Annotated in this window: 20 protein-coding genes and 1 other RNA gene; 8 read left to right on the top strand and 13 right to left on the bottom strand. The window is 45.1% G+C overall.

Annotated elements, in window-relative coordinates; all coding sequences use genetic code 11:
• Window positions 1-129: 129 nt before the first annotated feature.
• Window positions 130-1,395 (bottom strand): transcription termination factor Rho, encoded by a 1,266-nt coding sequence (rho, locus tag ACUM5Y_RS04455; protein WP_445975671.1) that lies wholly within the window; start codon window positions 1,393-1,395, stop codon window positions 130-132.
• A 496-nt stretch (window positions 1,396-1,891) separates the two neighbouring features.
• Here rho and ACUM5Y_RS04450 point away from each other — a divergent pair, with 496 nt between their 5' ends.
• A complete protein-coding gene (locus ACUM5Y_RS04450) occupies window positions 1,892-3,409 on the top strand; it encodes a Ppx/GppA phosphatase family protein (protein WP_445975649.1) in 1,518 nt (505 codons plus the stop codon).
• A 30-nt stretch (window positions 3,410-3,439) separates the two neighbouring features.
• Here the strand turns inward: ACUM5Y_RS04450 and ACUM5Y_RS04445 are convergent, their stop codons facing one another.
• Window positions 3,440-3,751, bottom strand: coding sequence for a hypothetical protein (locus ACUM5Y_RS04445; RefSeq protein WP_445975648.1), 312 nt, complete (start codon window positions 3,749-3,751; stop codon window positions 3,440-3,442).
• A gap of 214 nt (window positions 3,752-3,965) precedes the next feature.
• Here ACUM5Y_RS04445 and nhaD point away from each other — a divergent pair, with 214 nt between their 5' ends.
• Together nhaD and amt are read left to right on the top strand one after the other, a co-directional pair.
• Window positions 3,966-5,228 carry a sodium:proton antiporter NhaD gene (nhaD, locus tag ACUM5Y_RS04440; protein WP_445975647.1) on the top strand — a complete coding sequence of 421 codons (1,263 nt, stop codon included), beginning with the start codon at window positions 3,966-3,968 and terminating at the stop codon, window positions 5,226-5,228.
• 227 nt (window positions 5,229-5,455) lie between these two features.
• On the top strand, window positions 5,456-8,503 hold the full coding sequence (gene amt / locus ACUM5Y_RS04435; RefSeq protein ID WP_445975646.1) for an ammonium transporter: 3,048 nt from the start codon (window positions 5,456-5,458) through the stop codon (window positions 8,501-8,503).
• Here amt and ACUM5Y_RS04430 read toward each other — a convergent pair.
• The 9 genes from ACUM5Y_RS04430 to smpB form a co-directional block, all read right to left on the bottom strand.
• A complete protein-coding gene (locus ACUM5Y_RS04430) occupies window positions 8,493-8,882 on the bottom strand; it encodes a Na+/H+ antiporter subunit G (protein ID WP_445975645.1) in 390 nt (129 codons plus the stop codon). The genes amt and ACUM5Y_RS04430 overlap by 11 nt on opposite strands.
• 8 nt (window positions 8,883-8,890) lie before the next feature.
• Window positions 8,891-9,160 carry a K+/H+ antiporter subunit F gene (locus tag ACUM5Y_RS04425; protein WP_445975644.1) on the bottom strand — a complete coding sequence of 90 codons (270 nt, stop codon included), beginning with the start codon at window positions 9,158-9,160 and terminating at the stop codon, window positions 8,891-8,893.
• Entirely contained in the window at window positions 9,154-9,639 is a 486-nt protein-coding gene (locus ACUM5Y_RS04420) for a Na+/H+ antiporter subunit E (RefSeq protein ID WP_445975643.1), read from the bottom strand. The genes ACUM5Y_RS04425 and ACUM5Y_RS04420 overlap by 7 nt, the downstream gene beginning before the upstream one ends.
• Entirely contained in the window at window positions 9,636-11,147 is a 1,512-nt protein-coding gene (locus ACUM5Y_RS04415) for a monovalent cation/H+ antiporter subunit D (RefSeq protein WP_445975642.1), read from the bottom strand. Before ACUM5Y_RS04415 ends, ACUM5Y_RS04420 begins: the two co-directional genes overlap by 4 nt.
• A complete protein-coding gene (locus tag ACUM5Y_RS04410; protein ID WP_445975641.1) occupies window positions 11,148-11,513 on the bottom strand; it encodes a Na+/H+ antiporter subunit C in 366 nt (121 codons plus the stop codon).
• Between the two features lie 2 nt (window positions 11,514-11,515).
• The gene (locus ACUM5Y_RS04405) at window positions 11,516-14,314 is read right to left on the bottom strand and encodes a monovalent cation/H+ antiporter subunit A (protein ID WP_445975640.1); all 2,799 of its coding nucleotides are present in this window, start codon (window positions 14,312-14,314) and stop codon (window positions 11,516-11,518) included.
• 264 nt (window positions 14,315-14,578) lie between these two features.
• Window positions 14,579-15,187: a Yip1 family protein gene (locus ACUM5Y_RS04400; protein WP_445975639.1), complete on the bottom strand. Its 609-nt coding sequence runs from the start codon at window positions 15,185-15,187 to the stop codon at window positions 14,579-14,581.
• 266 nt (window positions 15,188-15,453) lie between these two features.
• Window positions 15,454-15,815: a transfer-messenger RNA gene (gene ssrA, locus ACUM5Y_RS04395) on the bottom strand.
• A 64-nt stretch (window positions 15,816-15,879) separates the two neighbouring features.
• Window positions 15,880-16,359 carry an SsrA-binding protein SmpB gene (smpB, locus tag ACUM5Y_RS04390; RefSeq protein WP_445975638.1) on the bottom strand — a complete coding sequence of 160 codons (480 nt, stop codon included), beginning with the start codon at window positions 16,357-16,359 and terminating at the stop codon, window positions 15,880-15,882.
• A 180-nt stretch (window positions 16,360-16,539) separates the two neighbouring features.
• On the opposite strand from smpB, the gene ACUM5Y_RS04385 reads away from it, so the two are divergent.
• Genes ACUM5Y_RS04385 through ACUM5Y_RS04375 form a run of 3 tightly spaced genes read left to right on the top strand, consistent with a single transcriptional unit; the run spans window position 16,540 to window position 18,617 of the window.
• Window positions 16,540-17,898: a sodium-dependent transporter gene (locus ACUM5Y_RS04385; protein ID WP_445975637.1), complete on the top strand. Its 1,359-nt coding sequence runs from the start codon at window positions 16,540-16,542 to the stop codon at window positions 17,896-17,898.
• A 1-nt stretch (window position 17,899) separates the two neighbouring features.
• The gene (locus ACUM5Y_RS04380) at window positions 17,900-18,331 is read left to right on the top strand and encodes a type II toxin-antitoxin system RatA family toxin (RefSeq protein WP_445975636.1); all 432 of its coding nucleotides are present in this window, start codon (window positions 17,900-17,902) and stop codon (window positions 18,329-18,331) included.
• Between the two features lies 1 nt (window position 18,332).
• Complete coding sequence (locus tag ACUM5Y_RS04375) at window positions 18,333-18,617, top strand: RnfH family protein (protein WP_445975635.1); 285 nt, start codon at window positions 18,333-18,335, stop codon at window positions 18,615-18,617.
• Here the strand turns inward: ACUM5Y_RS04375 and ACUM5Y_RS04370 are convergent.
• Window positions 18,614-18,931, bottom strand: coding sequence for an outer membrane protein assembly factor BamE (locus ACUM5Y_RS04370; protein WP_445975634.1), 318 nt, complete (start codon window positions 18,929-18,931; stop codon window positions 18,614-18,616). The two genes, ACUM5Y_RS04375 and ACUM5Y_RS04370, sit on opposite strands and share 4 nt — an antisense overlap.
• Window positions 18,932-19,000: 69 nt before the next feature.
• On the opposite strand from ACUM5Y_RS04370, the gene fur reads away from it, so the two are divergent.
• Window positions 19,001-19,411, top strand: coding sequence for a ferric iron uptake transcriptional regulator (fur, locus tag ACUM5Y_RS04365; RefSeq protein ID WP_445975633.1), 411 nt, complete (start codon window positions 19,001-19,003; stop codon window positions 19,409-19,411).
• Between the two features lie 84 nt (window positions 19,412-19,495).
• Here the strand turns inward: fur and recN are convergent, their stop codons facing one another.
• Window positions 19,496-21,166, bottom strand: coding sequence for a DNA repair protein RecN (gene recN, locus ACUM5Y_RS04360; RefSeq protein ID WP_445975632.1), 1,671 nt, complete (start codon window positions 21,164-21,166; stop codon window positions 19,496-19,498).
• A 192-nt stretch (window positions 21,167-21,358) separates the two neighbouring features.
• Here recN and ACUM5Y_RS04355 point away from each other — a divergent pair, with 192 nt between their 5' ends.
• Entirely contained in the window at window positions 21,359-23,125 is a 1,767-nt protein-coding gene (locus ACUM5Y_RS04355; protein WP_445975631.1) for a sensor domain-containing diguanylate cyclase, read from the top strand.
• Window positions 23,126-23,155: the final 30 nt, after the last annotated feature.

Genomic DNA, 23,155 nt, shown 5'->3' with positions numbered 1-23,155 from the left:
AGACTACTCCAATACCAGTCGAAGTTGGGTTAGGTAACCATCATAAATCACTGGGACGATTAGTTTGATAACTTAGCTAAAAAAAAGCCACTTTCAATAAGTGGCTTTATGGACACTTAACAAGCAAGCTTACTTGTTTTTGCCTTTCATAGATTCGAAGAACTCATCATTGGTCTTAGTGACACGTAAACGGTCAATCAAGAACTCAGTCGCAGCAACATCTTCCATAGGGTTCAGTAGTTTACGAAGGATCCACATGCGTTGTAGTTCATCTTCTGAGGTAAGTAAGTCTTCACGACGTGTACCAGAGCGACGAATGTTGATCGCAGGAAAGGTACGTTTTTCAGCAATCTTACGATCAAGGTGCAGTTCAGAGTTACCTGTACCTTTAAACTCCTCGAAGATAACCTCGTCCATTTTCGAACCAGTATCAACAAGTGCTGTCGCGATAATGGTTAAGCTGCCGCCTTCTTCGATGTTACGAGCGGCACCAAAGAAACGCTTAGGACGCTCTAGAGCGTTGGCATCCACACCACCTGTTAAAACTTTACCAGAGGATGGGATAACGGTGTTGTAAGCACGGGCAAGACGGGTAATCGAGTCAAGTAAGATCACTACGTCGCGTTTATGCTCTACTAGGCGTTTTGCTTTTTCGATAACCATTTCAGCAACCTGTACATGACGGGTTGGTGGCTCATCAAAGGTGGAAGCGACCACTTCACCGCGAACGGTACGGGTCATTTCGGTTACTTCTTCAGGACGTTCGTCGATTAGCAAAACAATCAGATCACAATCAGGTGTATTGCGTGTGATGGCGTTAGCGATGTTTTGCAACATGAAGGTTTTACCGGCTTTAGGTGGTGAAACCACCAAAGCACGCTGACCTTTACCCATTGGGGCAACAAGATCAATAATTCGAGAAGTGACATCTTCTGTAGAGCCGTTACCCGCTTCCATAATAAGGCGTTCATCTGGGAACAAAGGGGTAAGGTTTTCAAATAGGATTTTGTTACGCACGCTTTCCGGTTTATCATAGTTAATTTCGTTAACTTTTAGCAGTGCGAAGTAACGCTCACCGTCTTTTGGTGGACGGATTTTTCCGGCGATCGTATCACCTGTGCGTAAGTTAAAGCGGCGGATCTGACTTGGAGAAACGTAAATGTCGTCCGGTCCAGCTAAGTAAGAGCTGTCAGGGGATCGCAAAAAGCCAAAGCCGTCTTGCAAGATTTCCAAGATACCATCGCCGTATATGTCTTCCCCGCCTTTCGCATGTCGCTTAAGAATGGAAAAGATAACGTCTTGTTTGCGAGAGCGGGCCATATTGTCTATGCCGACTTCTGCTGCGATATCTAATAGTTCATGTACTGATTTCTGTTTTAATTCGGTAAGGTTCATATACGGATGTTTGCGCTGGCTCATGTGAGGAAAATTGACGGAATTAGTGTTAGTGAAAAATGTTGAAACGCTAATTTGTGTTTGGAAGTATGATTTAAATATCAGCTATAAAGCTTTCAAATGTTGAACAAATGATTGTGTCGTTTGTTCTGAATTGAAGGATCCCAAAGGACAAATCTGTATAGCAAAAAACGTTTGATTGGAATCTTGAGGCAAATTGAAATAGTTTCAAAAAGCATCAAGAACACACTTACTATAGTGCGACTTAAAGGCGAGGTCTATAGTGAAACCTCGGAAAAATTGATTTTTGGCATTTTTTTGATCAATTTTTAACGTAATTTGTTTGAAATGACTCTAATTGTACTTATATGTACGGTCTAACCTTATAAAAAGCCTAATATCTCCTAAAAAGGCACCTTGTTTGCAGCTAATGATTTTAGTCGAGTAACTGATATACTCGGGTTTTAAATAAGACCACGGCAAAGAAGGCTAACGGATGCAATCACTCTTTTTGCAACAATCTCATGACTTTCCTTTCGAAAAAATCGCGGCCATTGATCTTGGGTCAAACAGTTTTCACATGGTCATTGCGCAAGTAACCCATGGTCAATTGCGAATTATTGCCGAATACGGCGAAAAGGTGCAATTAGCCGCTGGGCTAGTGAATGGTCACCTTGATGATGAATCACAACAAAGAGGCTTGGACTGTTTATCTCAGTTTGCCCAAGCCATAGAAGACTTGCCACCTGGCTCAGTACGTGTCGTCGGTACAAACGCTTTGCGTGTGGCGAAGAATAAATATGATTTCATCGGCAAAGCTATGGATATCATGACTCACCCAGTTGAGATCATTGCTGGCCGTGAAGAAGCCCGCCTTATCTTCGTAGGGGTGTCCCGCACCATGGACCATGGGGATGCGAAAAAGCTGGTGGTTGATATTGGTGGTGGTAGTACAGAGTTCATAATCGGTCAGCAGCTTGAGCCTATCCTCACCGAAAGTTTGCACATGGGGTGTGTGAGCTACACCAAACGCTTCTTCCCCGAAGGTGAAATCACCAAGTCTAATTTCCAAAAAGCCATTACCGCAGCCCGCCTAGAATTACTAAGCATTCAAGATGATTACCTCGACGAACAATGGGATATAGCCATTGGCTCATCAGGTACGATTAAAGCGGCTTTCAATATTATCCGTGAAAATAACTGGAGCAAAAAAGGCGTTACTCTTAAGTCTTTGAAGCAGATCCAGAAACTATTATTAGCGGCAGGTCACCCAGATAAAGTGGATTTCCCTGGCTTGAAGCCAGAGCGCAAAAACACAATCGCAGCGGGTATTGCCATCTTAATCGCTGTGTTTGAATGTTTCGACATTAAGCAAATGGACTTTTCTGTTGGGGCCCTTCGAGAAGGGGTTCTGTACGACATAATGGGCCGTTATGCCGAAACCGATATCCGTGAACGCACCGTTAATTATGTTCTAAATCAGTATCATATCGATACAGAGCAAGCAAAGTTAGTGACTCACACGGCGTTGTCTGCTTTGGCTCAAGTGAAAGAAAAGTGGCAGCTGGATAATATATCGAGTGAAGATTTATTGCGCTGGGCTGGGCTAATGCATGAAGTTGGGCTTGGCATTTCCCACAGCCGATACCATAAGCATGGGGCCTATATTATCAGTGAATCGGATATGCCCGGTTTCTCTCAACAGGAGCAACAGGCTCTCGCCAACTTGATTCTGCGCCACCGTCGTAAGTTCACTCAATCTCTGGACTTCCGTTTCGCTAAAAGTGATCAGCAAGACCTAGACAGATTGTCGATTTTATTGCGTTTATCTATCTTACTGCACCATGATCGTAAAGAAGGGGATATGCCAATTTTCTCTTTAAAAGCCGATGATAAAAACTTACACATTGAGTTTTTGTCGGAGTGGTTAGACAGTCGTCCACTTACCTTGGCAAACTTGCAACGAGAAGCCGAGTTACTCAGTGGTAGTGGTTATACTCTTACTTTTAGTTAGTATTAGAAAGGTTTGATCGAGCGGAATCTATTAGGATAACCGCTCGATTGAGCGATACAAATCAACCGCTTCTTCGCGGCTTAAACCATTGATACGTGAAGATCGACCAATACTCGAAGACACTTGAATGGATTCGTTTTGAGGAGCTTCTTGCTCATCTTGTTGAGAGGAGGATGATTGGCTATTGGCTTTATCTAGAAGAGATTTAGCATAGTCGGAAAGCTGAATCGAATCGCTCTCTTTATAGGCTTGCTGATTTTGGGCCGAGTTATTCTCTACTGCTACGGAAGGTGTGGGCAGCATTTGGTGCCAAGAATGATTCGTTACATTTGAAATAGCCACAACAGTCCCCAAAAGTCTGAAGTCGTTTAATTATTAGCCAATAGCCAATAAAAAACAACCTTCAATTTATAGCTGCTATTCGTCTTTTTACCAGCTGAGATCTAACCGTTATTATTTTTTACTAAATTGACTTTTGTCAGTAGGCGTTAAAGCTCAAGCTTTGTAAACTAGTTAGCCTTTATTCTAATAATAATTCATAGATACGAGACTTATAATGCCAGCTATTTTGCAATTTACATTGATCGCTCTTGCTGTTCTTGCCCTACTTGGGGTTATTCTGGAAGATATCATTCATGTTAATAAAGCCAAGGTGACCTTATTTTTAGGAACTTTATCTTGGGTTATTCTCTTTATTTATCACAGCCAAGGCAGTGCAGAACATTCAGACTTAGTGACATTAGGTTTTGCTGAAAATATTGCAGAAATTGCCAGTCTCTGGCTCTTCTTAGTCTCGGCCATGACCTTTGTGGCCTATTTGAATAAGAAAGGTTTGATTGAAAATGTTATTTATTTACTGCTGCCACAAAAAATCACTGAGCGCCGATTACTTTTCCTAACCGCTATTTTTTGTTTTGTCTTTTCATCTCTGGCGGACAATATCACCGCAACGCTCGTCTCTGTGACGCTCATTCTATCCCTGCGCTTAGATACTAAAAAAACCATACGATTTGCCACACTCGTGGTGTTTGCTGTGAATTCAGGCGGGGTCGCTCTGATCACCGGTGATGTCACCACATTGATGATTTTTCTGGCCGGAAAAGTGGGTATTATCGACTTGCTTATGTTGTCGTTGCCAGCCTTCACCACAGTGATTTTGCTCGCAACGCTCTTGTGTCGCGGCATGGGGAATAGTGTAGAGATCAATAATCAAAGAGCAGAGGTTCGTGGTGTAGATATCGCGATAGGCATTATTTTCTTATTAACAATTTTACTGACGATTGTAGGTAACGTGTTGTTCGCGATTCCGCCAGTACTTACCTTCTTGATGGGGATGTCCATCATGTTTCTGGTGGCACGTTTCTTTAACGAAGATATAGAAGAAGATCCAATACTGGAGTATATTCGAAATATAGAGTTCGAAACTTTGTTGTTTTTCTTAGGTATTTTGCTGCTTGTTGGCATGCTTAAAGAGATTAGCGTATTGGATTCTCTGGTGCAGATGTATCAAATTCTGCCGCCTTACATCGCTAATTTCATTATGGGTGTGTTGTCTTCTGCAATTGATAACGTGCCGTTAACAGCCGCATTGCTAAAAGCTGGCATTGTGATGTCACCTGCAGAATGGTTAGGTTTAACCTACGCAGTTGGAGTAGGTGGCTCCTTGTTAGTGATTGGCTCCGCTGCGGGTATTGTCGCCATGAGTAAAGTACAGGGCTTAACCTTTGGTTCTTATGCTCGCTATAGCCTAGTGCTACTTTTTGTCTACAGTGTGGGTTACCTAATGGTGATGTACCTTTCTCAAATTATGCTCAGTTAGTGTGTTTTAGAGGGCTGTTTTTGCCTCAGATAGACCTAGAAATCTTAAGCTAAAGAATAGCTTAAGGGCTTTTCGATAGTTGGCGTAACTATTGAATGCAGACACTCCAAGATATTTTCAGTAAATGTAAATGTAGGCCTGTAGCGGATTGTTGCCCATTGGCATGGGCATATTTAGGGCGTTTGCGAGCAACAGGTCTGATTTAGTGCGGGATTAAGAGGGAATCTATGGCGAACTGGTATTGGATAATAAGCGCTTCAGCGCTGGTATTTATTATGCAAGCAGGCTTTCTATGTTTAGAAAGTGGTCGCATCCGAAGTAAGAATAGCATCAACGTTGCCGCTAAAAACATTTCAGACTTTGTGGTGTCCACAGCGATTTTCTGGTTATTTGGCTTTGGCATTATGTTTGGTCAAAGTGTCTCAGGATGGTTTGGCTCCAGTGAATTCCTCTTCGATGAATCCCATACGCCTTTTCAAATTAGCTTCTTTATTTTCCAAATGATGTTTTGTGGTACAGCCGCCACACTGACCTCTGGCGCAGTGGCCGAGCGGATGAGCTTTCTTGGCTATTTGGCTATTACCGTATTACTCAGTGCAATAATTTACCCTGTGGTTGGCCATTGGGCTTGGGGCGGTGCTTTTAGCGGTAATGGCCCCCAAGGCTGGCTAGAGTCTATGGGCTTTATCGACTTTGCTGGTGCTACGGTTGTGCATTCCGTTGGGGGCTGGGTGGCATTGGCGGCTATCATGATTGTTGGGCCGCGACTCGGACGCTTTGAGCAAGGCATACGTTTACCACCGGGTAATAACTTACCCTTATCCGCATTAGGCGTCCTGCTGATCTGGTTTGGTTGGATAGGCTTTAATGGCGGCAGTACCTTAGCGCTCACTGCCGATGTGCCTTTGATTATACTCAATACCTTTATTGCAGCCGCTTGGGGTGGTATTTGTGCCGCAGCACTTAACTATTACAAAGATAAATATATTGAAGTGAGCAGTGTGCTTAATGGCGTCATTGCTGGCTTGGTCGCGATTACGGCTTGTTGTCATTTGGTGACGCCCGGAGCTTCTGTGATCATTGGTGCTATCGCAGGTTGGATTGGCTATTACGGTGCTCACCTCATGGAAAGAGCGCGCCTTGATGATGCTTTAGAGATTGTCCCCGCTCACTTGTTTGCAGGTATTTGGGGGACCCTATGTGTCGCGTTATTTGGTCAGGCCGATAAAATCACCACAGGCCTTAGCTTTTGGCAACAGCTCGGAGTACAAGGGCTAGGAATTGCAGTGATTGGTGTGTACTGCTTTACTGTGGCTTATGTGGGTATCAGTTTGTTGAACCGCATCATTCCTCTTAGAGTCAGTAAAAAGCACGAGGAACAAGGGCTTAATGTATCCGAGCACAGAGCCACCACGGAAATGCTGGATCTGTTAAATTCCATGCAATATCAACAAAATAACGCGGATTTTTCATCTCCAGTACCGGAAGAGCCTTTTACAGAAGTTGGCCAAATTGCCCGAAAGTATAATCAAGTAATCGAGCGAGTGAACAGCGAGATTACCCATCGAGATAATGCCCTTACCCGCTTTCAAGAAAGTGAGATGAGAAAGTCGGCTATCTTGAATTCGTCTATGGACTGTATTGTCAGTATTGATCAGCTTGGGCGCATTATGGAGTTTAACCCAGCGGCTGAGCGCACCTTTGGTTGTTTAAAAAAACAGGTGAAAGGTGAGTATTTTATTGAATTGTTCATCGCCGAAGCAGATCGAGACAGCATTACCAGTAGTTTGGCTGCGGGCTTTATGTCTTCATCTGGCTTGATATTGAATCGTCGTAATACTTACCCATTGCAGCGCTCCCCGAACCATCCGTTCCCAGCGGAAATCACCATTACAAAATCCACCGCGGTGGCTGAAAAACAGAGCGAATTTACCCTACATATTCGTGATGTGACCCGACAACGTAAACTGCAAGAGAGGCTCAAATTCCTAGCCTACAGTGACCCGTTGACAGGGCTATTTAACCGCACGTATTTCTTGGAGCGCCTAGAGTCATCTTTAGAAAACGCCGCTAAACAACATGCACCTGTAGGGGTGTTGTTCCTTGATCTGGATAAATTTAAGGTAATTAACGACACCCTAGGGCACAAGGCAGGGGATGAACTGCTATGTGAGGTAGCAGCGCGCTTACGGGAAGTCTCGAAGGAGTCTGATGTCATTGCTCGTTGGGGTGGTGATGAGTTTATCGTTATGTTGAAAGACGGTGTCTCCAAAGCCAGTTTAGAGAAACAAGCTCAGAAAATTTTGAATATCATGCGCGGTACTTTTCTGCTGGTGGGTAAAACCATCTCGGTTCCAACCAGTATTGGTGTGGCAATTAGCCAAGAAAATAACTTGGAAGCTGAGTTGCTTATCCAAGAAGCCGATATCGCTATGTATTGGGCGAAAGAAAAGGGCCGCGATAATGCCCAGTTCTATAATTCCCACATGGCCAAAGCGGCGGCGAGCCGTTTTGATTTTGAACAAGATTTAAAACAAGCCTTGAGTGATGGCCACTTCGAGCTTTATTACCAGCCGAAAGTTTATTTACAAAAGGAAAATTTGCTGGGCTTTGAAGCACTGATTCGCTGGAATCATCCTACCAAAGGCATGATTATGCCTGAGGACTTCATTCCATTAGCAGAGGAAAGTCGCCAGATCATTTATATTGATCGCTGGGTGATAAAACAGGCCATTTTGCAGTTGAAAACATGGTGTGAGCAGGGGCAAGACTGTCTTCCAGTTGCCATTAACCTATGTAGCACGCACTTGGTCACGGATGGCTTGGTAGACTATGTGACCGATCTGCTTAAGACTCATAACGTCGCGGGAGAGTTGCTGGAAATCGAGATTACCGAAGGTGTCTTATTGCAAGACGTAGAACTGTGTATCGAAGTGATGGCGGCCCTGAAAAATCTGGGTATCAAAATCTCAGTAGACGATTTCGGGACTGGCTATTCATCCCTGAGTTACTTAAAACGCCTACCAATTGATGTGCTAAAAATTGATAAATCTTTTGTACGCGAATGTGATCGCCGCACGGAAGATGCTCAGCTGTGTGAAACCATTACCCAGCTGGCTCATAATTTAGAACTGACGACGGTTGCAGAAGGGGTAGAAAGTGAATCCCAAGCAAACATGCTAAAAACCTTTGGCTGTCACATCTTTCAAGGTTATCACTACTACCCACCGTTAAACTGCGTTGAAACCACCAAGCTTTTGAAGATCAAACCTTAGGGGCGTTGTCATCGCTTGGTTTAACGGGTTGACTCCGACTACGCATCGGTTTCATCAGGTGAGTGTTCTGGGTCTTTTCCAAAGGCTTAATGCGATAGTGCAGTGCAGTCTTGGCAAGCATGTTGGCTGCCACAGGCGCAGTGATCAACAGGAACAAAGTGATCAAGAACTCTTTAATAGATAAAAAGCCCTGTAGGTGACTTTGTAGCAACATAGACGCCAACAGCACCCCTGTAATCCCCAGCGTTGAGGCTTTGGTTGGGCTGTGTAAACGAGTATAGATGTCTGGCAAACGAGCAAGACCAAACGAGCCTAGCAATAGAAAGCCGCCACCAATCACCAACAACACACAAATGATAATCTCAAGAAACAAAGGCATAACGTATCCTATTCTATAATGTCGCCGCGAAGTAAGTACTTACAAATGGCCGCCGTGCTGACAAACCCAAGCATGGCAATTAAGAGTGCTGCTTCAAAATACAAAGCACTGCCCATGTACATACCGTACAGCAAGATAAGGGCAATGGCGTTTATGTACATGGTGTCTAACGCCAAAATGCGGTCTGGCAAACTTGGTCCTTTAAAGAGTCGCCAAAGGTTTAAAATTAAGGCGATGCAAATGCAGACTGCTACCGCGGTAATCGTCAGGATTAGCATTGAAAAATCTCCTTAATGGGGGCTTCGTAACGCTGCTTGATCAAATCGATGAGCGCCGCTTCGTCCTCTAAATGTAACGTATGAATATAAAGCCAAGCTTTGTCTTCCGACACTTCTGCACTCACTGTACCCGGTGTTAAAGATACGGTACTGGCCAGTACTGTGATACCCAAGTCCGAATCTAGATTGATCGGAATAGCGACAAAGCCAGGGGTAAGCTTCTTCACTGGGCCGATGATAAGTAGCGCCACTTCAAGGTTGGCAGTAATAATGTCTTTAATCACCATAAAACTGTATCGCACGGCCAACCAAGGCTTTTTAATGCGTGGGTGTTTTTCGTGCATATCGGCAATGAGCCATGGAATAGTCAGCGCAAAAAACAACGCTAAAACAATGTGACCCGCACTGATGGAGTTGTTCAAAAGTAGCCAAACGCTAAACAGCAATAAGCTATGGAATGGCATAGGCAAAAGCTTCATCGCGTCACTCCTGGTAATAAGTCATAAGCTGAACGCTGAATGTCATGTAGGTAGTTTGCGGCATGCAGTGTGAATTCTGCCATGCTACCGCCAAAGATCACGAGCAAGGGAGAAGCCAGCAGTAGCAGACCAACCGCTAGAATTTCAGCGGGTTTGGCTATTTCAGCTTCATCGACCTCGTTACCATTATGGCGCCAGAAAAGCGTGGTGCCTGCTCGGGAAAAAGCCACCAAGGTGACTAAGCTGCCGATTAGCAGTAATGGCCAAATCCATAGGGTTTCAGCAATAGATTGGGTGGCCTGAAGAATCATGATCTTGCCAACGAAACCAGACAAAGGAGGCATGCCGATAAGCGCCAAAGCACTGATGGCAAAGCCAAAGCCCAATAGCTTAGGTTGTTTCATAAGGCGGGAGTGAACGAATCTGTCCTCTGCTTTACCTCTTTGTCGGCTAATTAGATCTGCCAATAGGAATAACCCAGCGGAAGCGAGCGTACTGTGCACAAGGTAGTACAGGGCCGCAGCAGTACTTTCGATCGAATTAATCGCAGCACACACCAATAAACTACCACTGGAAACGATTACCAAATTGGCGCTTAGAATACGAATGCTCGGGCTGGCAATAACACCAATGCTACCAATAGCAATGGTCAACAGCGCCATTGGCCACAGCCAAGGGGTCGCGATATTGGCAAGCTCACCCGCTTGCTCACCAAAGATGACAGTGTAAACACGGAAAATACTGTAAATGCCCACTTTGGTCATGATGGCAAACAAGGCGGCCACAGGAGCCGTTGCACTGGCGTAGGTTTTTGGTAACCAGAAATGCATGGGAAGCATCGCGGCTTTGAGGCCAAACACAACCAACAGTAACAAGGCACCAGTTTTCGCAAGCGTGGCTGTTTCGCCCTGTAAGCTGCCTACTTTAATGGCCATATCCGCCATGTTCAGCGTGCCTAAGGTGCCGTATAGAATGCCTAAACCGAACAGAAACAAGCTAGAGCCGACTAGGTTTAGAATCACGTAGTGCATCGCCGCTTGGGTTTTTTGCTTACCACCTGCATGGATAAGTAGGGCATAAGAGGCGATCAGTAAGATTTCAAAAAATACAAACAGGTTGAAAATATCCCCTGTCATGAACGCGCCATTGATGCCCATTACTTGAAACATAAGTAGTGGGTGAAAATAAGCGCCGCCCTTGTCTTGCCCTGCGACAGAGTAAAGGATCACGGCAAAGGCTAAAAATGCCGTGACCGATACCATTAATACCGATAGAGGATCAGCGACTAAAGCAATACCGAAAGGTGGTTGCCAGCCCCCCAAAGCGTACACAATGACACCTTGGCTCGATACTTGGGCGAACAATAGAATGGCTGCAACGAACAAACAGAAGCCCGCAATGACCGAGCAGATACGCTGGGCTTTTAACTGGCGAGAAACCGGTGGTAGCAACATAATGACGCCAAAAATTAATGGAATCAGAATGGGCAGAATACTCAAATGTTGCATTTAACGGCTCCCTCCGTTTTTCGGGGCCGCGTCGCGACTTGGTGGAGCAAGAGCGCCATCTACGTGGTCGCTGCCTAAATCGGCGCGGGCGCGCATGGCCAGGATGACGGCAAAGGCTGTCATCGCAAAACCGATAACGATGGCGGTTAACACCAAGGCTTGCGGCAAAGGGTCACTGTATTGCTCGGACTCACCTAGCACGGCGGCGGCGTTAAGCTTCAGACGACCACTGGCGAATAGGAACAAGTTAACGGCGTAAGATAACAGTGTGAGCCCGACAACCACTGAAAAGCTGCGACCTCGTAAAATAAGAAAGATGCCACAGGCGGTCAAAAGACCGACACAAAACGCATACATACCTTCCATAATTATTCTTGCTCCTGTTGAGTAAGACGTTCACTGGTGGTGAGCTGGCCAAGGTTGGCCAAAATTAACATGGTCGCTCCAACCACGGTGAGAAACACCCCGAGATCGAAAATCATGGCGCTCGCCAATTCGAATTTGCCAATCACGGGTAAGTAGAAATAGTCGAACCAAGTTTTTAGGAACGGCTGACCAAAAGCCCAACTGCCTAAACCACTCAAAGTGGAAATGCCGATACCCATGCCTATCATCACTTGGTAATCCAGCTTGATACGAGTCTTAATCCATTCCACCCCGTGGGCAACGTATTGCTGAATGATTGCAACCGAAGTGATTAGGCCAGCAATAAAGCCACCCCCAGGCATGTTGTGACCGCGCAAGAAAATATAAGCGGAAACCAGCAAGGCTAGAGGCAATAAACTCTGTGAAATCACGGATAACAAAATTGGGTGTTTGTCTTTTGACCAAGGACGACCATGATCATCGGTGGACGGCATGTACAAACGCATACGAGCGATAAGCTTATAAATACCTAAGGCCGCGATGCCCAGTACAGTGATTTCCCCCAAGGTATCAAAACCACGGAAGTCCACCAAGATGACGTTAACAATGTTTGTACCACCACCGCCTGTTTTACTGTTGGCCGTAAAGAAGGTGGAAATGGTATCGAGAGGGCGAGTCATCAAGGCATAACAGATGGTGCCGACAATTCCCCCGGCAAAAGATGCTAAGCCTAAGTCACGAACGACACGACGAGGAGAAGACTCTTTCGGCGTTTTTTGCGGTAAGAAGAATAAGGCCAAAATCAAAAGGATGATTGTGACAACTTCCACAGACAGTTGTGTCAACGCCAAATCCGGGGCGGAGAACTTAGCAAAGGCTAAGGAGACAATTAAGCCCACAACTGAAAGGGTGATCAATGCCATCATACGGCTACGGTGACACACTACCGTTGCTAACGCGGCTAGACATAACAGCGCTGCACAAGTAATAGAAAGTGCATCCAATGGGATCTCAGTTCTTTGCCCTGCCGTGGTGTTTAGCTTCATCAAGCTGCTGGCTGTCATGATCACAGCCAAAACCAGAGTGAAGAATATATAACGCTGCAGAGAGCCGTTTTCGGTCAGGCTGATAAAACGATTCGCTTTCGCGGTTATGCTTTGCACTATGCCTTCAAATACCAGTTTAGGGTCGCTGGCAGGGAACTGTGATTGGAACTTAAACAGATGCGAACGGTTTTTGTAGACCAACAAGCCGCCGATCAATGCAATCACACTCATTAATAATGGGAAGGTGAAGCCATGCCAAATAGCCAAACTGTAAACAGGCACCAAGCCATTGAGCGTTGCGCTGGCCGCTGCAAAGAGTAAATCACCGACAACCATGCTCGGGAAAATACCCACAATCAAACAAAGCGCTACAAGTATCTCAACCGGTACACGCATGTAACGCGGTGGCTCATGAGGGGTTTTAGGTAAGTTAATTGGCTCACCATTAAAGAACACATCGTGAATAAAGCGTGTGGAGTATGCCACAGCCAGTACGCCGCCTAGGGTTGCTAATACAGGGATAAACCAAGAAAGCGAACCAAGTGACGCTTGGTGCAGGGTTTCGGTGAAGAACATCTCTTTCGATAAAAAGCCGTTCATCAGCGGTACACCCGCCATGGAAGCGGAGGCCACCATAGCCAGAGTGGCGGTATAAGGCATGTACTTCCACAAACCATTAAGTTGGCGCATATCCCGTGAGCCGGACTCATGGTCAATGATGCCTGCCGCCATAAAGAGCGAGGCTTTGAATATTGCGTGGTTAATAATATGGAAAATCGCCGCGACGGCGGCAAGGTCTGTGCCCATGCCGAGCAGTAGGGTTATAAGCCCCAAATGACTGATCGTCGAGTTGGCCAGTAACCCTTTGAGGTCATGTTGGAATAGGGCAATGTAGGCCCCGACCAAGAAAGTCGCCAAACCGGTTAAACTCACGATTAGGAACCATAAGTCTGTGTTGGCCAACGCTGGATAAAAACGTGCCATTAAGAATATGCCGGCTTTTACCATTGTAGCTGAGTGTAAGTAAGCACTTACCGGTGTTGGTGCTGCCATGGCATTTGGTAGCCAGAAATGGAACGGAAACTGTGCCGATTTTGTAAAGGCGCCCAATAGAATTAGCACCACAATCACAGGGTAAGTAGCGCTGCTTTTAATTAGGTCGCCACTGTAAAGAACGATTTGTAGACTGTAACTGCCTACTGTATCCCCAAGAATTAATAAACCTGCAAGTAATGCCAGACCGCCAGCACCGGTAACGGTGAGTGCCATGCGAGCGCCTTTGCGGGCTTCTGTTTTGTGTCCCCAAAAGCTGATTAACAAGAAGGAGCTAATACTGGTTAATTCCCAGAAAAACCAGATTTGTATTAGGTTGTCGGAAAGCACTACACCCAGCATGGCAAACATAAACAGAATCAAATAGGCGTAAAATTTTCCCATTGAGTCTGTCGCCGACAAATAATAGCGGGCATAGAGAATAACCAATAAACCGATGCCAAGAATCAAGATAGAGAAGAGCAGTGCTAACCCGTCTAAGCGGAAAGCTAGCTCTAGTCCCATGCTTGGGATCCAAGGAATAGACGCTTGAAAGAGAGAGCCGTTAAAAATATCGCCAGCATGACTTAGCACCAGTAGCAAAGTGATGGCAGGTAAAACAGTCGTCATGAATGCACAAGTTGTGCGGCTAAAACGAGCAGCGAATAACGGGACTAGTGAGCCTAAAAGCGGCAGGAAAGGAAGCCAGATTAAAGCATTCAAACGGCGTACTCCTCATGTGTAAATAGGCATTCTTCAGAAGTCTGAAACACGGGTACTCTCATCCTCACAAGTTAAATTAATAACATCAACATTAGGGGTTTGATTACAGACTAAACATTAACAAAACCACACTAGGTACGCCTAGCTTTTTTCGAGGATATTCAATGAAATAGGTATAAAAAAGCGCCAGCGATGAAGAAAACACCGCTGACGAAAAGAGAGGGGTAATAGAAAAGGCGCTTTAAACCTTCGATTTAGCCTAGGCTAGAAAAACGTCCACACAATGCTATCTTCAGACCCTAGGTGCCATAGTAGAACTACAGCAAACAGTAACGCTTCTAGAACCAACACTCCAATTGTGAGTGTGGTGCTGGAGATAATAAAGCCCTGCTTGTTACTGATCCCTAAGAAGCTTGGAGTGCCTCGGTAGAGTAAATAGCCAGTGTAGACCACACCTACAATTGCCGCCAATAAACATAGCCAAATAACTGGGTAAATTGCAAACAGCCCAGCTAAGAACATGGGAGTCGCTATATAACCTGCGAACACCACACACTCTTGTCGGCTTGGTCTTTGTGGGTAACTTCTTGCCATCCAGTGGATTATATTGCCAACCACAAACACAGCGAAAAGGATGAGAGCGTAAAACATAATACCCAAACCAACACCGTCAAACAGGCTCACTTTTATGGCTTCTTCACCGCCAAAGGTCCAGCCAAACTGGGTTGTGCCAATGAAGGTGCTCACCACAGGAATCGCCGCCATCCACAGCACATGATGCATGTACAAATGACTGACTGACTCGTGTTCTTTATTGATCTCGCGCCACTCTTTATCAGGATGATGAAGAAGTCCCCAAACATGATTGATCATAGATTCCCCCTTGCTTCATAACTGAAGCGTAAAAGTATGGAAAAAACCTAACTCAGCCACGCCCGAACTGTTGTGGCTATTAGTCAGTATAGATACATACGCAAGAAATTGAGAAATGGCTCATTGAAATCTGAATGAGGGAATGTCGCCACAAAGTACTTAGCTACTTACGTGGGGGAAAGTGTGGGGGTAACACGAGGGGGAAATAAAAAAGCGAGCAGTTTCTAAGTTGTTGTAAAACAAAGAAATTGCTCGCTTTTATGATTTGGTGGAGGCGGGGGGGATCGAACCCCCGTCCGTCAGTCCTCTGCCATCGGCTCTACATGCTTAGTCACTTCAATTATTTGACCACGAACCGCCCGAAGGACAGGGTGTTAATGGCGAGCCTACTTAGTCTTAGAACCTTATCCCTAGGCGGGGCATCAGTTAGCATCTCGTAATTTATGATACTGCAGAGTCCCTGGCTACGAGCAACCTGAGTGCAGCACACTAGCAGCGGTTTAGGCTGCTAAAGCGTAGTTTTCGTCGTTTGCGACTATTAAATTGATGCGGGGGATTTACGAGATCACGCATCACTCTCGACATGCACCTCAGGGTTTGTAACCGACGTCGAAACCATGTCGCCCCCAAAGTGGTTGCTATTCTAGCGGAAACACTTTGATTTCGCTAGCAATAACCCACAAATGCACTCTTTATGCTTTGTGTTTCATTAATCGTTCTTTATCACGGGCCCAGTCTCGCTCTTTGGCGGTGTCGCGCTTATCGTGATCTTTTTTACCTGTTACCAAGGCGACTTCACATTTGATTTTGTTGCCTTTCCAGTAGAGTGCCATGGCGGCACAGGTTTTACCTTTTTGTTCCGTTACTTGAATGATCCGATCAAGCTCTTTGCGATTGAGCAGCAATTTGCGTTGTCGCAAGGGTTCGCACACCACATGTGTGGAAGCACTTAGTAGGGGCGTAATACGTGCGCCGACTAGCCAAGCTTCGTTTTGGTGGATGATGACAAAGGAGTCAACCAGTTGTGCTTTGCCTTCGCGTAAACTTTTTACTTCCCAACCAGATAAAACCAAACCGGCTTCAAATTTTTGGTCAACAAAGTAGTCATGTTTAGCGCGTTTGTTGAGCGCGATGGTGCCTGTGCTGTTAGATTTCTTCTTTACTTTACTCATAGTGCCAAATTATACGGTCGATACACGCAAAAACCTATGCTTTTCTTGAGGTATGCGGCTGAATGTTAGAAAATTCAATCTTATTAATTAAATTGTGTCGGCGGACAAAGCTAGGTTTTTTGCTTTGCGTATTTTTGTTTCACTGACGACACATTATTCGTTTATTTAGAGCCGTAATTTATGCCTGAAAATCGTTGTTTACAAGGGATTTGGTCAAGTCCTTGGATCTTTATTTTTGCAGCCGGCGGTTCGGCGGTTGGTTTGGGGAATATTTGGAAATTTCCCTATGTATTAGGCGAGAATGGCGGCGGCGCTTTTTTGATGGTGTACTGCCTATGCTTATTGGCAGTGGGTCTTCCTGTGTTGATTGCCGAGGTATCCTTAGGGCGCACTGTCCGTTCCAACCCCATAGATACGGTTAATGATTTAAGTGAACGCAACCTTTTGCATTCTCGATGGGTCATTGTGCCTTGGTTGGCTGGGATTACTGGCTTTTTAATTTTGACTTTCTACAGTGTGATTTCTGGCTGGTCCATGGCGTATTTAGAGCGCGCAGTGGCAGGACAATTTGCTGGTTTGGATCAAAGTAGTGCCCAAAGCATGTTTGATACCTTGCTTAGCTCTCCAGGGGAAATGCTGTTCTGGCATTCCTTGTTTATGTTCTTAGTGATTTTAACCGTAGGTCAATCAGTCACCCGTGGCTTATCGACCCTTGTGCGTATTCTACTGCCTGCGCTTATTATCATTTTATTGTTTTTAGCCAGTTACTCCATGCTGGTGGGTAATGCCGCTGAAGCGATTGATTTTCTGTTTCGCTGGTCTTGGCAAGATCTTACCTTCGATGTGGTGTTGGCCGCGGTCGGCCACGCGTTATTTAGCTTGAGTGTGGGGATGGGGGCAATGTTTGCCTACGGTGCTTACATGAGTAAGCGTATGTCCATCGCCAGAGCATGTGCCATTGTGGTGGGTGTGGATCTCTTGGTGGCGCTGTTGGCAGGCTTGGTGATTTTCCCCTTGGTATTTGCCTTCCAAATTGATGTGGAAGCAGGGCCAAGCTTAACCTTTGTGTCTTTACCGATTATTTTAGGGGCTTTGCCAGCAGGACCCTTTGTTGGCGCGATCTTTTTCTTATTGTTGGTGATTGCGGCGCTTACTTCGGCAATTTCCATGTTGGAGTTATTTGTCGCTTGGATGCATGAAAAATATTATATCGGCCGATTGCAAGCCGCCACTATGTTGGGTGGCGCGGTTTGGTTTATCGGCATTGCGGTGTTGATGTCGTTTGCTGACTGGGACAGTAAGCTGATTTTTGGCCTTAATGGATTTGAGCTATTAGATAAATTTACAACCCTAATTATGCTTCCTGTGGTGGCTATTTTATTATCTGTATTAGTGGCTTGGGCCTTGCCGCGGGATATGTTGCAGAAAGAGTTAATCACCCAGCAAGTGAATCACTTCCAGTGGTGGCATAACGTATTGAAGTATATAAGTATCCCTGTCATGGTGTTGATCACTGTGGCCGGCTGGATAGGAGTTTGATTTGAGTCGTATAGAGCGTTTTGCTCATGTGAATTACAGCTGTGCACAGATGTTTCAGCTGGTGAATGATGTGAAAGGTTACCCTGAGTTTTTGCCTGGATGTTTAGGTTCTAAGTTAATCTCCGAATCCCCAAGTGAAATTGTTGCTTCTTTGGATGTGGGCAAAGGGCCAGTCCGTCAGTCCTTCACTACCAAGAATTTTTTAAAGACAAATCAACAAGTTGAGATGACATTACTGGAAGGTCCGTTTAAAAAGCTACACGGTGTTTGGACTTTCACAGAACTGTCTCCAAGCAGTTGTAAAATTTCGTTAAGTATCGAATTTGAATTAAGCGGTATGTTAAAATTTGCCTTTGGTGGAGTGTTTAGCCAGATCGCTAACTCTATGGTTGAGGCTTTCTGCCAACGTGCAAAAGTGGTTTATGGTGAGTAGAATGAACGTAGAAGTGGCTTACGCTTTACTGAATAAACAAAAAATTATTGCCCTAGACGTAGAAGAAGGTTGCTCTGTAAGAGAGGCTGTACGTCGCTCGAACATTAATGCATTTTTTCCTGAAGTGGATGTTGAGAACGCAAAGCTGGGTATTTTTGGCAAAGCCGTTCGTAACCCTGAAAGTCAGGCATTAAAAGAAGGTGAGCGAGTAGAGATTTATCGCGAGCTGTTGGTTGACCCTAAACAAGCTAGAGCCAACCGAGCTGCGAAAGCGACCAAAGGTTAGTCGTTTTCTATTTTTACCAAGACACCGTTATCGAAGGTCAGAATCAAATCATCTGCTGCGCTGGTAGGTGTTTCTGGAGTAGGGTAAAGACTGGTGTACAAATAATGCCATTCGTTTGGCTTAAATAAGTCTTTTACCATAGGGTTACCTAGTAGGTAAGTGACTTGGGATTCAGACATTCCTACTTTAAGTTGGGATAGCTGCTCCTCTGTTATAAGATTGCCTTGCTCTACAGGGACCTTGTAAGGTGATGGAAATAAACTGCATGCGCTTAGTGTTAATGCGGCGCATAGTACAAAAATTGATTTTTTCATCGGTAATATCCTAAAACGGGTGTGCTAATGATAAAGTAAATATCAACAAGATCGAATAGAGAATGACTCATGAGCAGTGAAAATCAAGAACTAAAGAAAGCCGGACTCAAGGTAACTCTTCCACGAGTGAAAATTTTACAAATTCTTGAGAATGCTGGCGAGCATCATTTGAGTGCGGACGATGTGTATCGTACTTTGCTAGATCAAGGTGAAGATGTTGGTTTGGCAACAGTTTACCGAGTGCTTACTCAATTTGAAACCGCTGGTTTGGTGATGCGCCACCACTTTGAAGCTGGTACTGCTGTGTTTGAGTTGGCTAAAGGTGATCACCACGACCACATGATCTGCCTAGAAAGTGGCCGTGTGATTGAGTTTGTTGACCCTGTTATTGAAAAACGCCAACACGAAATTGCTGAAGAATATGGCTTCGAAATCGAAGATCACAGCCTAATCATGTACGTGCGCCCTAAAAAAAGCTAAGGGTGTAAAGAGTTTGAAAAGTGGAGTTTCTCTTTACCGAGAGCTCCACTTTTTTTGTTTTGAACGAATAGTGATGGGCTAGGGTTACTGGAGTTGTACATTACCCAGCATCTCTCGGGCATGGGCAAGAGTTTGTTCTGTTAACTCTATGCCGCCGAGTAAGCGGGCGATCTCATGAGTGCGCTGGGTGTCTTTGAGTTGTTCCACTTGTGAAGAAGTCGCTTCATTGGCGACTTGTTTGCTCACTCGTAAATGCTGGTTACCTTGAGCCGCTACTTGCGCCAAGTGCGTCACACAGAAGACTTGTCCACGAGCACCGACAGATCGCAGCATGCGGCCAACCACTTCTGCTACACCACCGCTAATGCCCACATCGACCTCATCAAACACTAGGGTTGGGATAACAGAGGTATTAGCTGTAACTACCTGAATACCAAGACTAATACGTGATAACTCCCCTCCAGAAGCCACCTTTCTAATGGCCTGGGCTGGCTGCCCTGGGTTAGAAGCAATAAGGTATTCGACTTCTTCAAAACCATTGGCGCTGACTTGGTTCAATGGCTGACATTGAATGAAGAAGCGCGCATGAGGCATGCCTAATCCATGTAGCTGTTCTTCCACTTGTTTGGCCAGTTTGTCTTTTGTTGCAATGCGTTGCTCGGTCAGATTCGTGGCGAGAGCGGTAAGTTTTTCGTAGGCTTGCTCTTCTTTTTCTTTTAAAACATCGATGCTTTCTTCGCTGCCTTGCAGCTCTGCGAGTTCAGCATCGACGCTTTCACGCAAGATAAGCAATGCTTCTGGCAATTGTTTGTGTTTGCGGGCCGTGTCGTAAATATGACTCAAACGTTCTTCAACTTGCGCAAGGCGAGCTGGGTCTTGCTCTAAGGTGTCCTGATAATGATGCAGACTATCGGCGGCTTCTTGGGCTTGAATTAGGGCAGCGTTCATCATTTCCAGGGCGTTTTCCAGCTCTTTGGTGGCTGGGGTGATTTGTGATGCGCTCTGAAGAGCTTGATTGAGCAAAGAGCAGATATTGCCCTCGTCGTTGTCCGCTAATATTCCGCTCGCTTGATAGGCCTTAAATTGGGAGTCTGCAATGTTAGACAGGAAGGCTTGTTCTTTTTCTAGCGATTCGATTTCGCCTTCTTTTAGGTCGAGTTGTTCTAATTCCTGAGATTGATAGGCCAATAGCTGTATTTTGGCTTCCTGTTCACTCGAACGGTTTTGTTGTGCGCTCAGTTCTTCTTTTAGTTGTTTCCAGGTGCCATATTGCTGGGCGACTTGTTTGCTTAGTTCGGTCAATTGACCAAACTCGTCCAATTGCTGGCGCTGGGCACTTTTTTTCAATAAAGATTGATGCTCGTGCTGGCCATGTATGTCTACTAGGTGGCTGCCCACTTCTTTTAAATCGCCTAAGGTGCAAGGACGGCCATTGATATAAGCCTTAGATCGACCCTCTTTGCTAATAACGCGACGTAAAATACAGTGCTGATCTTGGTCGAGCTCTCTTTCTTCTAGCCAGTCGTGCACATGTGGGTAGGCTTGGATATCAAAAGTGGCACTAATATCGGCACGCTTCTCTCCGTGGCGCACTACGCCTGCATCCGTTCGCCCGCCTAAACATAGGGATAGGGCGTCCACCATGATGGACTTACCGGCTCCTGTTTCCCCAGAAATAACCGTCATACCGGTTTTAAATTCCAAGTCTAAGGATTCCACAATAGCGAAGTTGGATATAGCGATGCTGGACAGCATAATAAGCTCCAAAAGAGAGTAACTATTTATATGGTTATTTATACAGTATTTGGTTGTTTTTTGACAAGTAGCAGAGTGATTTATTTCTCTTGTTTTGCATTTTTTAAAAGTACTTTATAGCGCTAGCAGATGCTTAGGGAAACAGGGTAGTATTAGGTATCTCGTTAACATATTTAGGGAATAGGGCTAAGGATGAGCTTGCAAGCGAAGAAAAAAAGACTGACCTTGTTAGTGTTTACCAATGCACTTTCCCTAGGCGCTATTGCCCTACTGATCACCTCTGCTTTATGGATAGAGAGTATCTATGAAAAATACGAGCTGGACTCCATACGCTTAGAGCGAGCCCATATCAGTCAAGTTCGCTCACAGCTGAAAAACCGCGTAGACACCTTGGTAAACCTCGCCCACTATCGTAACGATAAAATAGAACAAGACCTCAAAAATGATTTAAAGAATCGTGTCTACGAGCTCAACAGTCTGATGATGGACATCTATACCACTAATCAAGGTATTAAGTCGGATGACGAGATCAAGCAGCTGATTCGAGAAACTGTGCGGGGTCTTAGGTATAACCAAGGGCGGGGCTATTACTTTATCGATACGTTACAGGGGGATGTAATTTTGTACCCTGTTTATCCTAAATCAGAAGGCACCAATTTATATGACCTTCAGGATGATATGGGCAATTACCCTCTGCGCGATGAGATAGATATCGTAAAACGCTACGGCCATGGCTTTACAGAAGGTTATTGGAAAAAGCCTGGCGACACTGTTAATAGCTTCAAAAAAATTGTCTATGTACAAAAGTTTGCCCCCTATGATTGGTACTTTGGAACGGGCGAGTACGTTGATGTGGTTAGAGAGTCGGTGCAAGAAGAAATACTGCACTATGTTGATCAGCTAAGATTCGGTGATAGCAATGAAGAGTATGCTTTTATCCATGATCGAGATGGCGTACAGATTGCCAATGGGGTTTACCCTGAGTTAATAGGCAAAGCGAACCTCGACCTGACCGATGGCAACGGCGTAAAAATTATTCAACAGCAACTGGCGCTCACAGAAAAAGCCCCTTTCTATGGTTTCTTCTCCCATTTGTGGCCAAAAAACACCATGTCTGACCCTCAGGGGTACTATAACTCCCTAACCTACGTCGCTTCGATACCCGAGTGGGATTGGGTGGTTGGTTCCAATGTGGATATGACTGCCTTGCAAGCCGCAATAGAAACCAACCAACAAGAGCTGACAGACCGATTGCAGTCGAGTGTTTTAAATATCCTACTGCTGATGTGCGCATTGGGTGTGCTCGGAGTCATAGTGGCTCATTTTACGACGAAGCGGATTCGGCGAGGAATTGAGTTTTTTGCGGAGCATATCCAACAAAGCTCTGAACGTATGAATCTCATTAATCATGATGATGTGACGTATCAAGAGTTTGATGGGCTTGCGAAAGTCTTTAATGAAAAGACAGGAAAAATAAATAGGCTACTGCATCAAGATGATTTAACGGGCTTGTTTAACCGCCGCTTTGTTGACGCTAAGCTGCAAGTCTTATTGAGCGCTCCCATATCTGATCAACAATCGTTGGTATTGATCCTCTTTGATATTGACCACTTTAAAAGAGTTAACGATGAGTATGGTCACGTGGTTGGGGATGTTGCCTTATGTGAAATCGCAAAATGTATCCAGTCTCAAACCCGCAAACAGGATTTTGTTGGGCGCTTTGGTGGAGAAGAAATACTCGTTATTCTGCCGGACATTTCTAATGATGAAGCACTCGCTTTGGCTGAACGCATTCGCCAAACAGTCGAAAATCTGACCATAACAGGCATTGATCGAGCCATTACAATTAGTGGCGGTATTAGCTGTCGCACTGGCGAAACACCAGACAAAATGATCATCGAAGCAGATGGTAAGTTATATCAAGCCAAGAAAAATGGCAGAAACCAGGTTGTTATATAAATTCTTGCTGGGTCATTCGGCTAGATTGTC

Source organism: Marinomonas dokdonensis (assembly GCF_052747885.1).
This window is presented reverse-complemented; position numbering and strand designations above follow the sequence as displayed.

Coding starts and splice junctions, on each gene's coding strand:
- ACUM5Y_RS04410 (WP_445975641.1), bottom strand. CDS start 11,513: ATGGAAGGTATGTATGCGTTTTGTGTCGGTCTTTTGACCGCCTGTGGC.
- ACUM5Y_RS04385 (WP_445975637.1), top strand. CDS start 16,540: ATGCCTGAAAATCGTTGTTTACAAGGGATTTGGTCAAGTCCTTGGATC.
- rho (WP_445975671.1), bottom strand. CDS start 1,395: ATGAACCTTACCGAATTAAAACAGAAATCAGTACATGAACTATTAGAT.
- amt (WP_445975646.1), top strand. CDS start 5,456: ATGGCGAACTGGTATTGGATAATAAGCGCTTCAGCGCTGGTATTTATT.
- ACUM5Y_RS04375 (WP_445975635.1), top strand. CDS start 18,333: ATGAACGTAGAAGTGGCTTACGCTTTACTGAATAAACAAAAAATTATT.
- ACUM5Y_RS04400 (WP_445975639.1), bottom strand. CDS start 15,187: ATGATCAATCATGTTTGGGGACTTCTTCATCATCCTGATAAAGAGTGG.
- ACUM5Y_RS04430 (WP_445975645.1), bottom strand. CDS start 8,882: ATGCCTTTGTTTCTTGAGATTATCATTTGTGTGTTGTTGGTGATTGGT.
- ACUM5Y_RS04355 (WP_445975631.1), top strand. CDS start 21,359: ATGAGCTTGCAAGCGAAGAAAAAAAGACTGACCTTGTTAGTGTTTACC.
- recN (WP_445975632.1), bottom strand. CDS start 21,166: ATGCTGTCCAGCATCGCTATATCCAACTTCGCTATTGTGGAATCCTTA.
- smpB (WP_445975638.1), bottom strand. CDS start 16,359: ATGAGTAAAGTAAAGAAGAAATCTAACAGCACAGGCACCATCGCGCTC.
- ACUM5Y_RS04425 (WP_445975644.1), bottom strand. CDS start 9,160: ATGCTAATCCTGACGATTACCGCGGTAGCAGTCTGCATTTGCATCGCC.
- ACUM5Y_RS04450 (WP_445975649.1), top strand. CDS start 1,892: ATGCAATCACTCTTTTTGCAACAATCTCATGACTTTCCTTTCGAAAAA.
- ACUM5Y_RS04420 (WP_445975643.1), bottom strand. CDS start 9,639: ATGAAGCTTTTGCCTATGCCATTCCATAGCTTATTGCTGTTTAGCGTT.
- ACUM5Y_RS04415 (WP_445975642.1), bottom strand. CDS start 11,147: ATGCAACATTTGAGTATTCTGCCCATTCTGATTCCATTAATTTTTGGC.
- ACUM5Y_RS04370 (WP_445975634.1), bottom strand. CDS start 18,931: ATGAAAAAATCAATTTTTGTACTATGCGCCGCATTAACACTAAGCGCA.
- fur (WP_445975633.1), top strand. CDS start 19,001: ATGAGCAGTGAAAATCAAGAACTAAAGAAAGCCGGACTCAAGGTAACT.
- nhaD (WP_445975647.1), top strand. CDS start 3,966: ATGCCAGCTATTTTGCAATTTACATTGATCGCTCTTGCTGTTCTTGCC.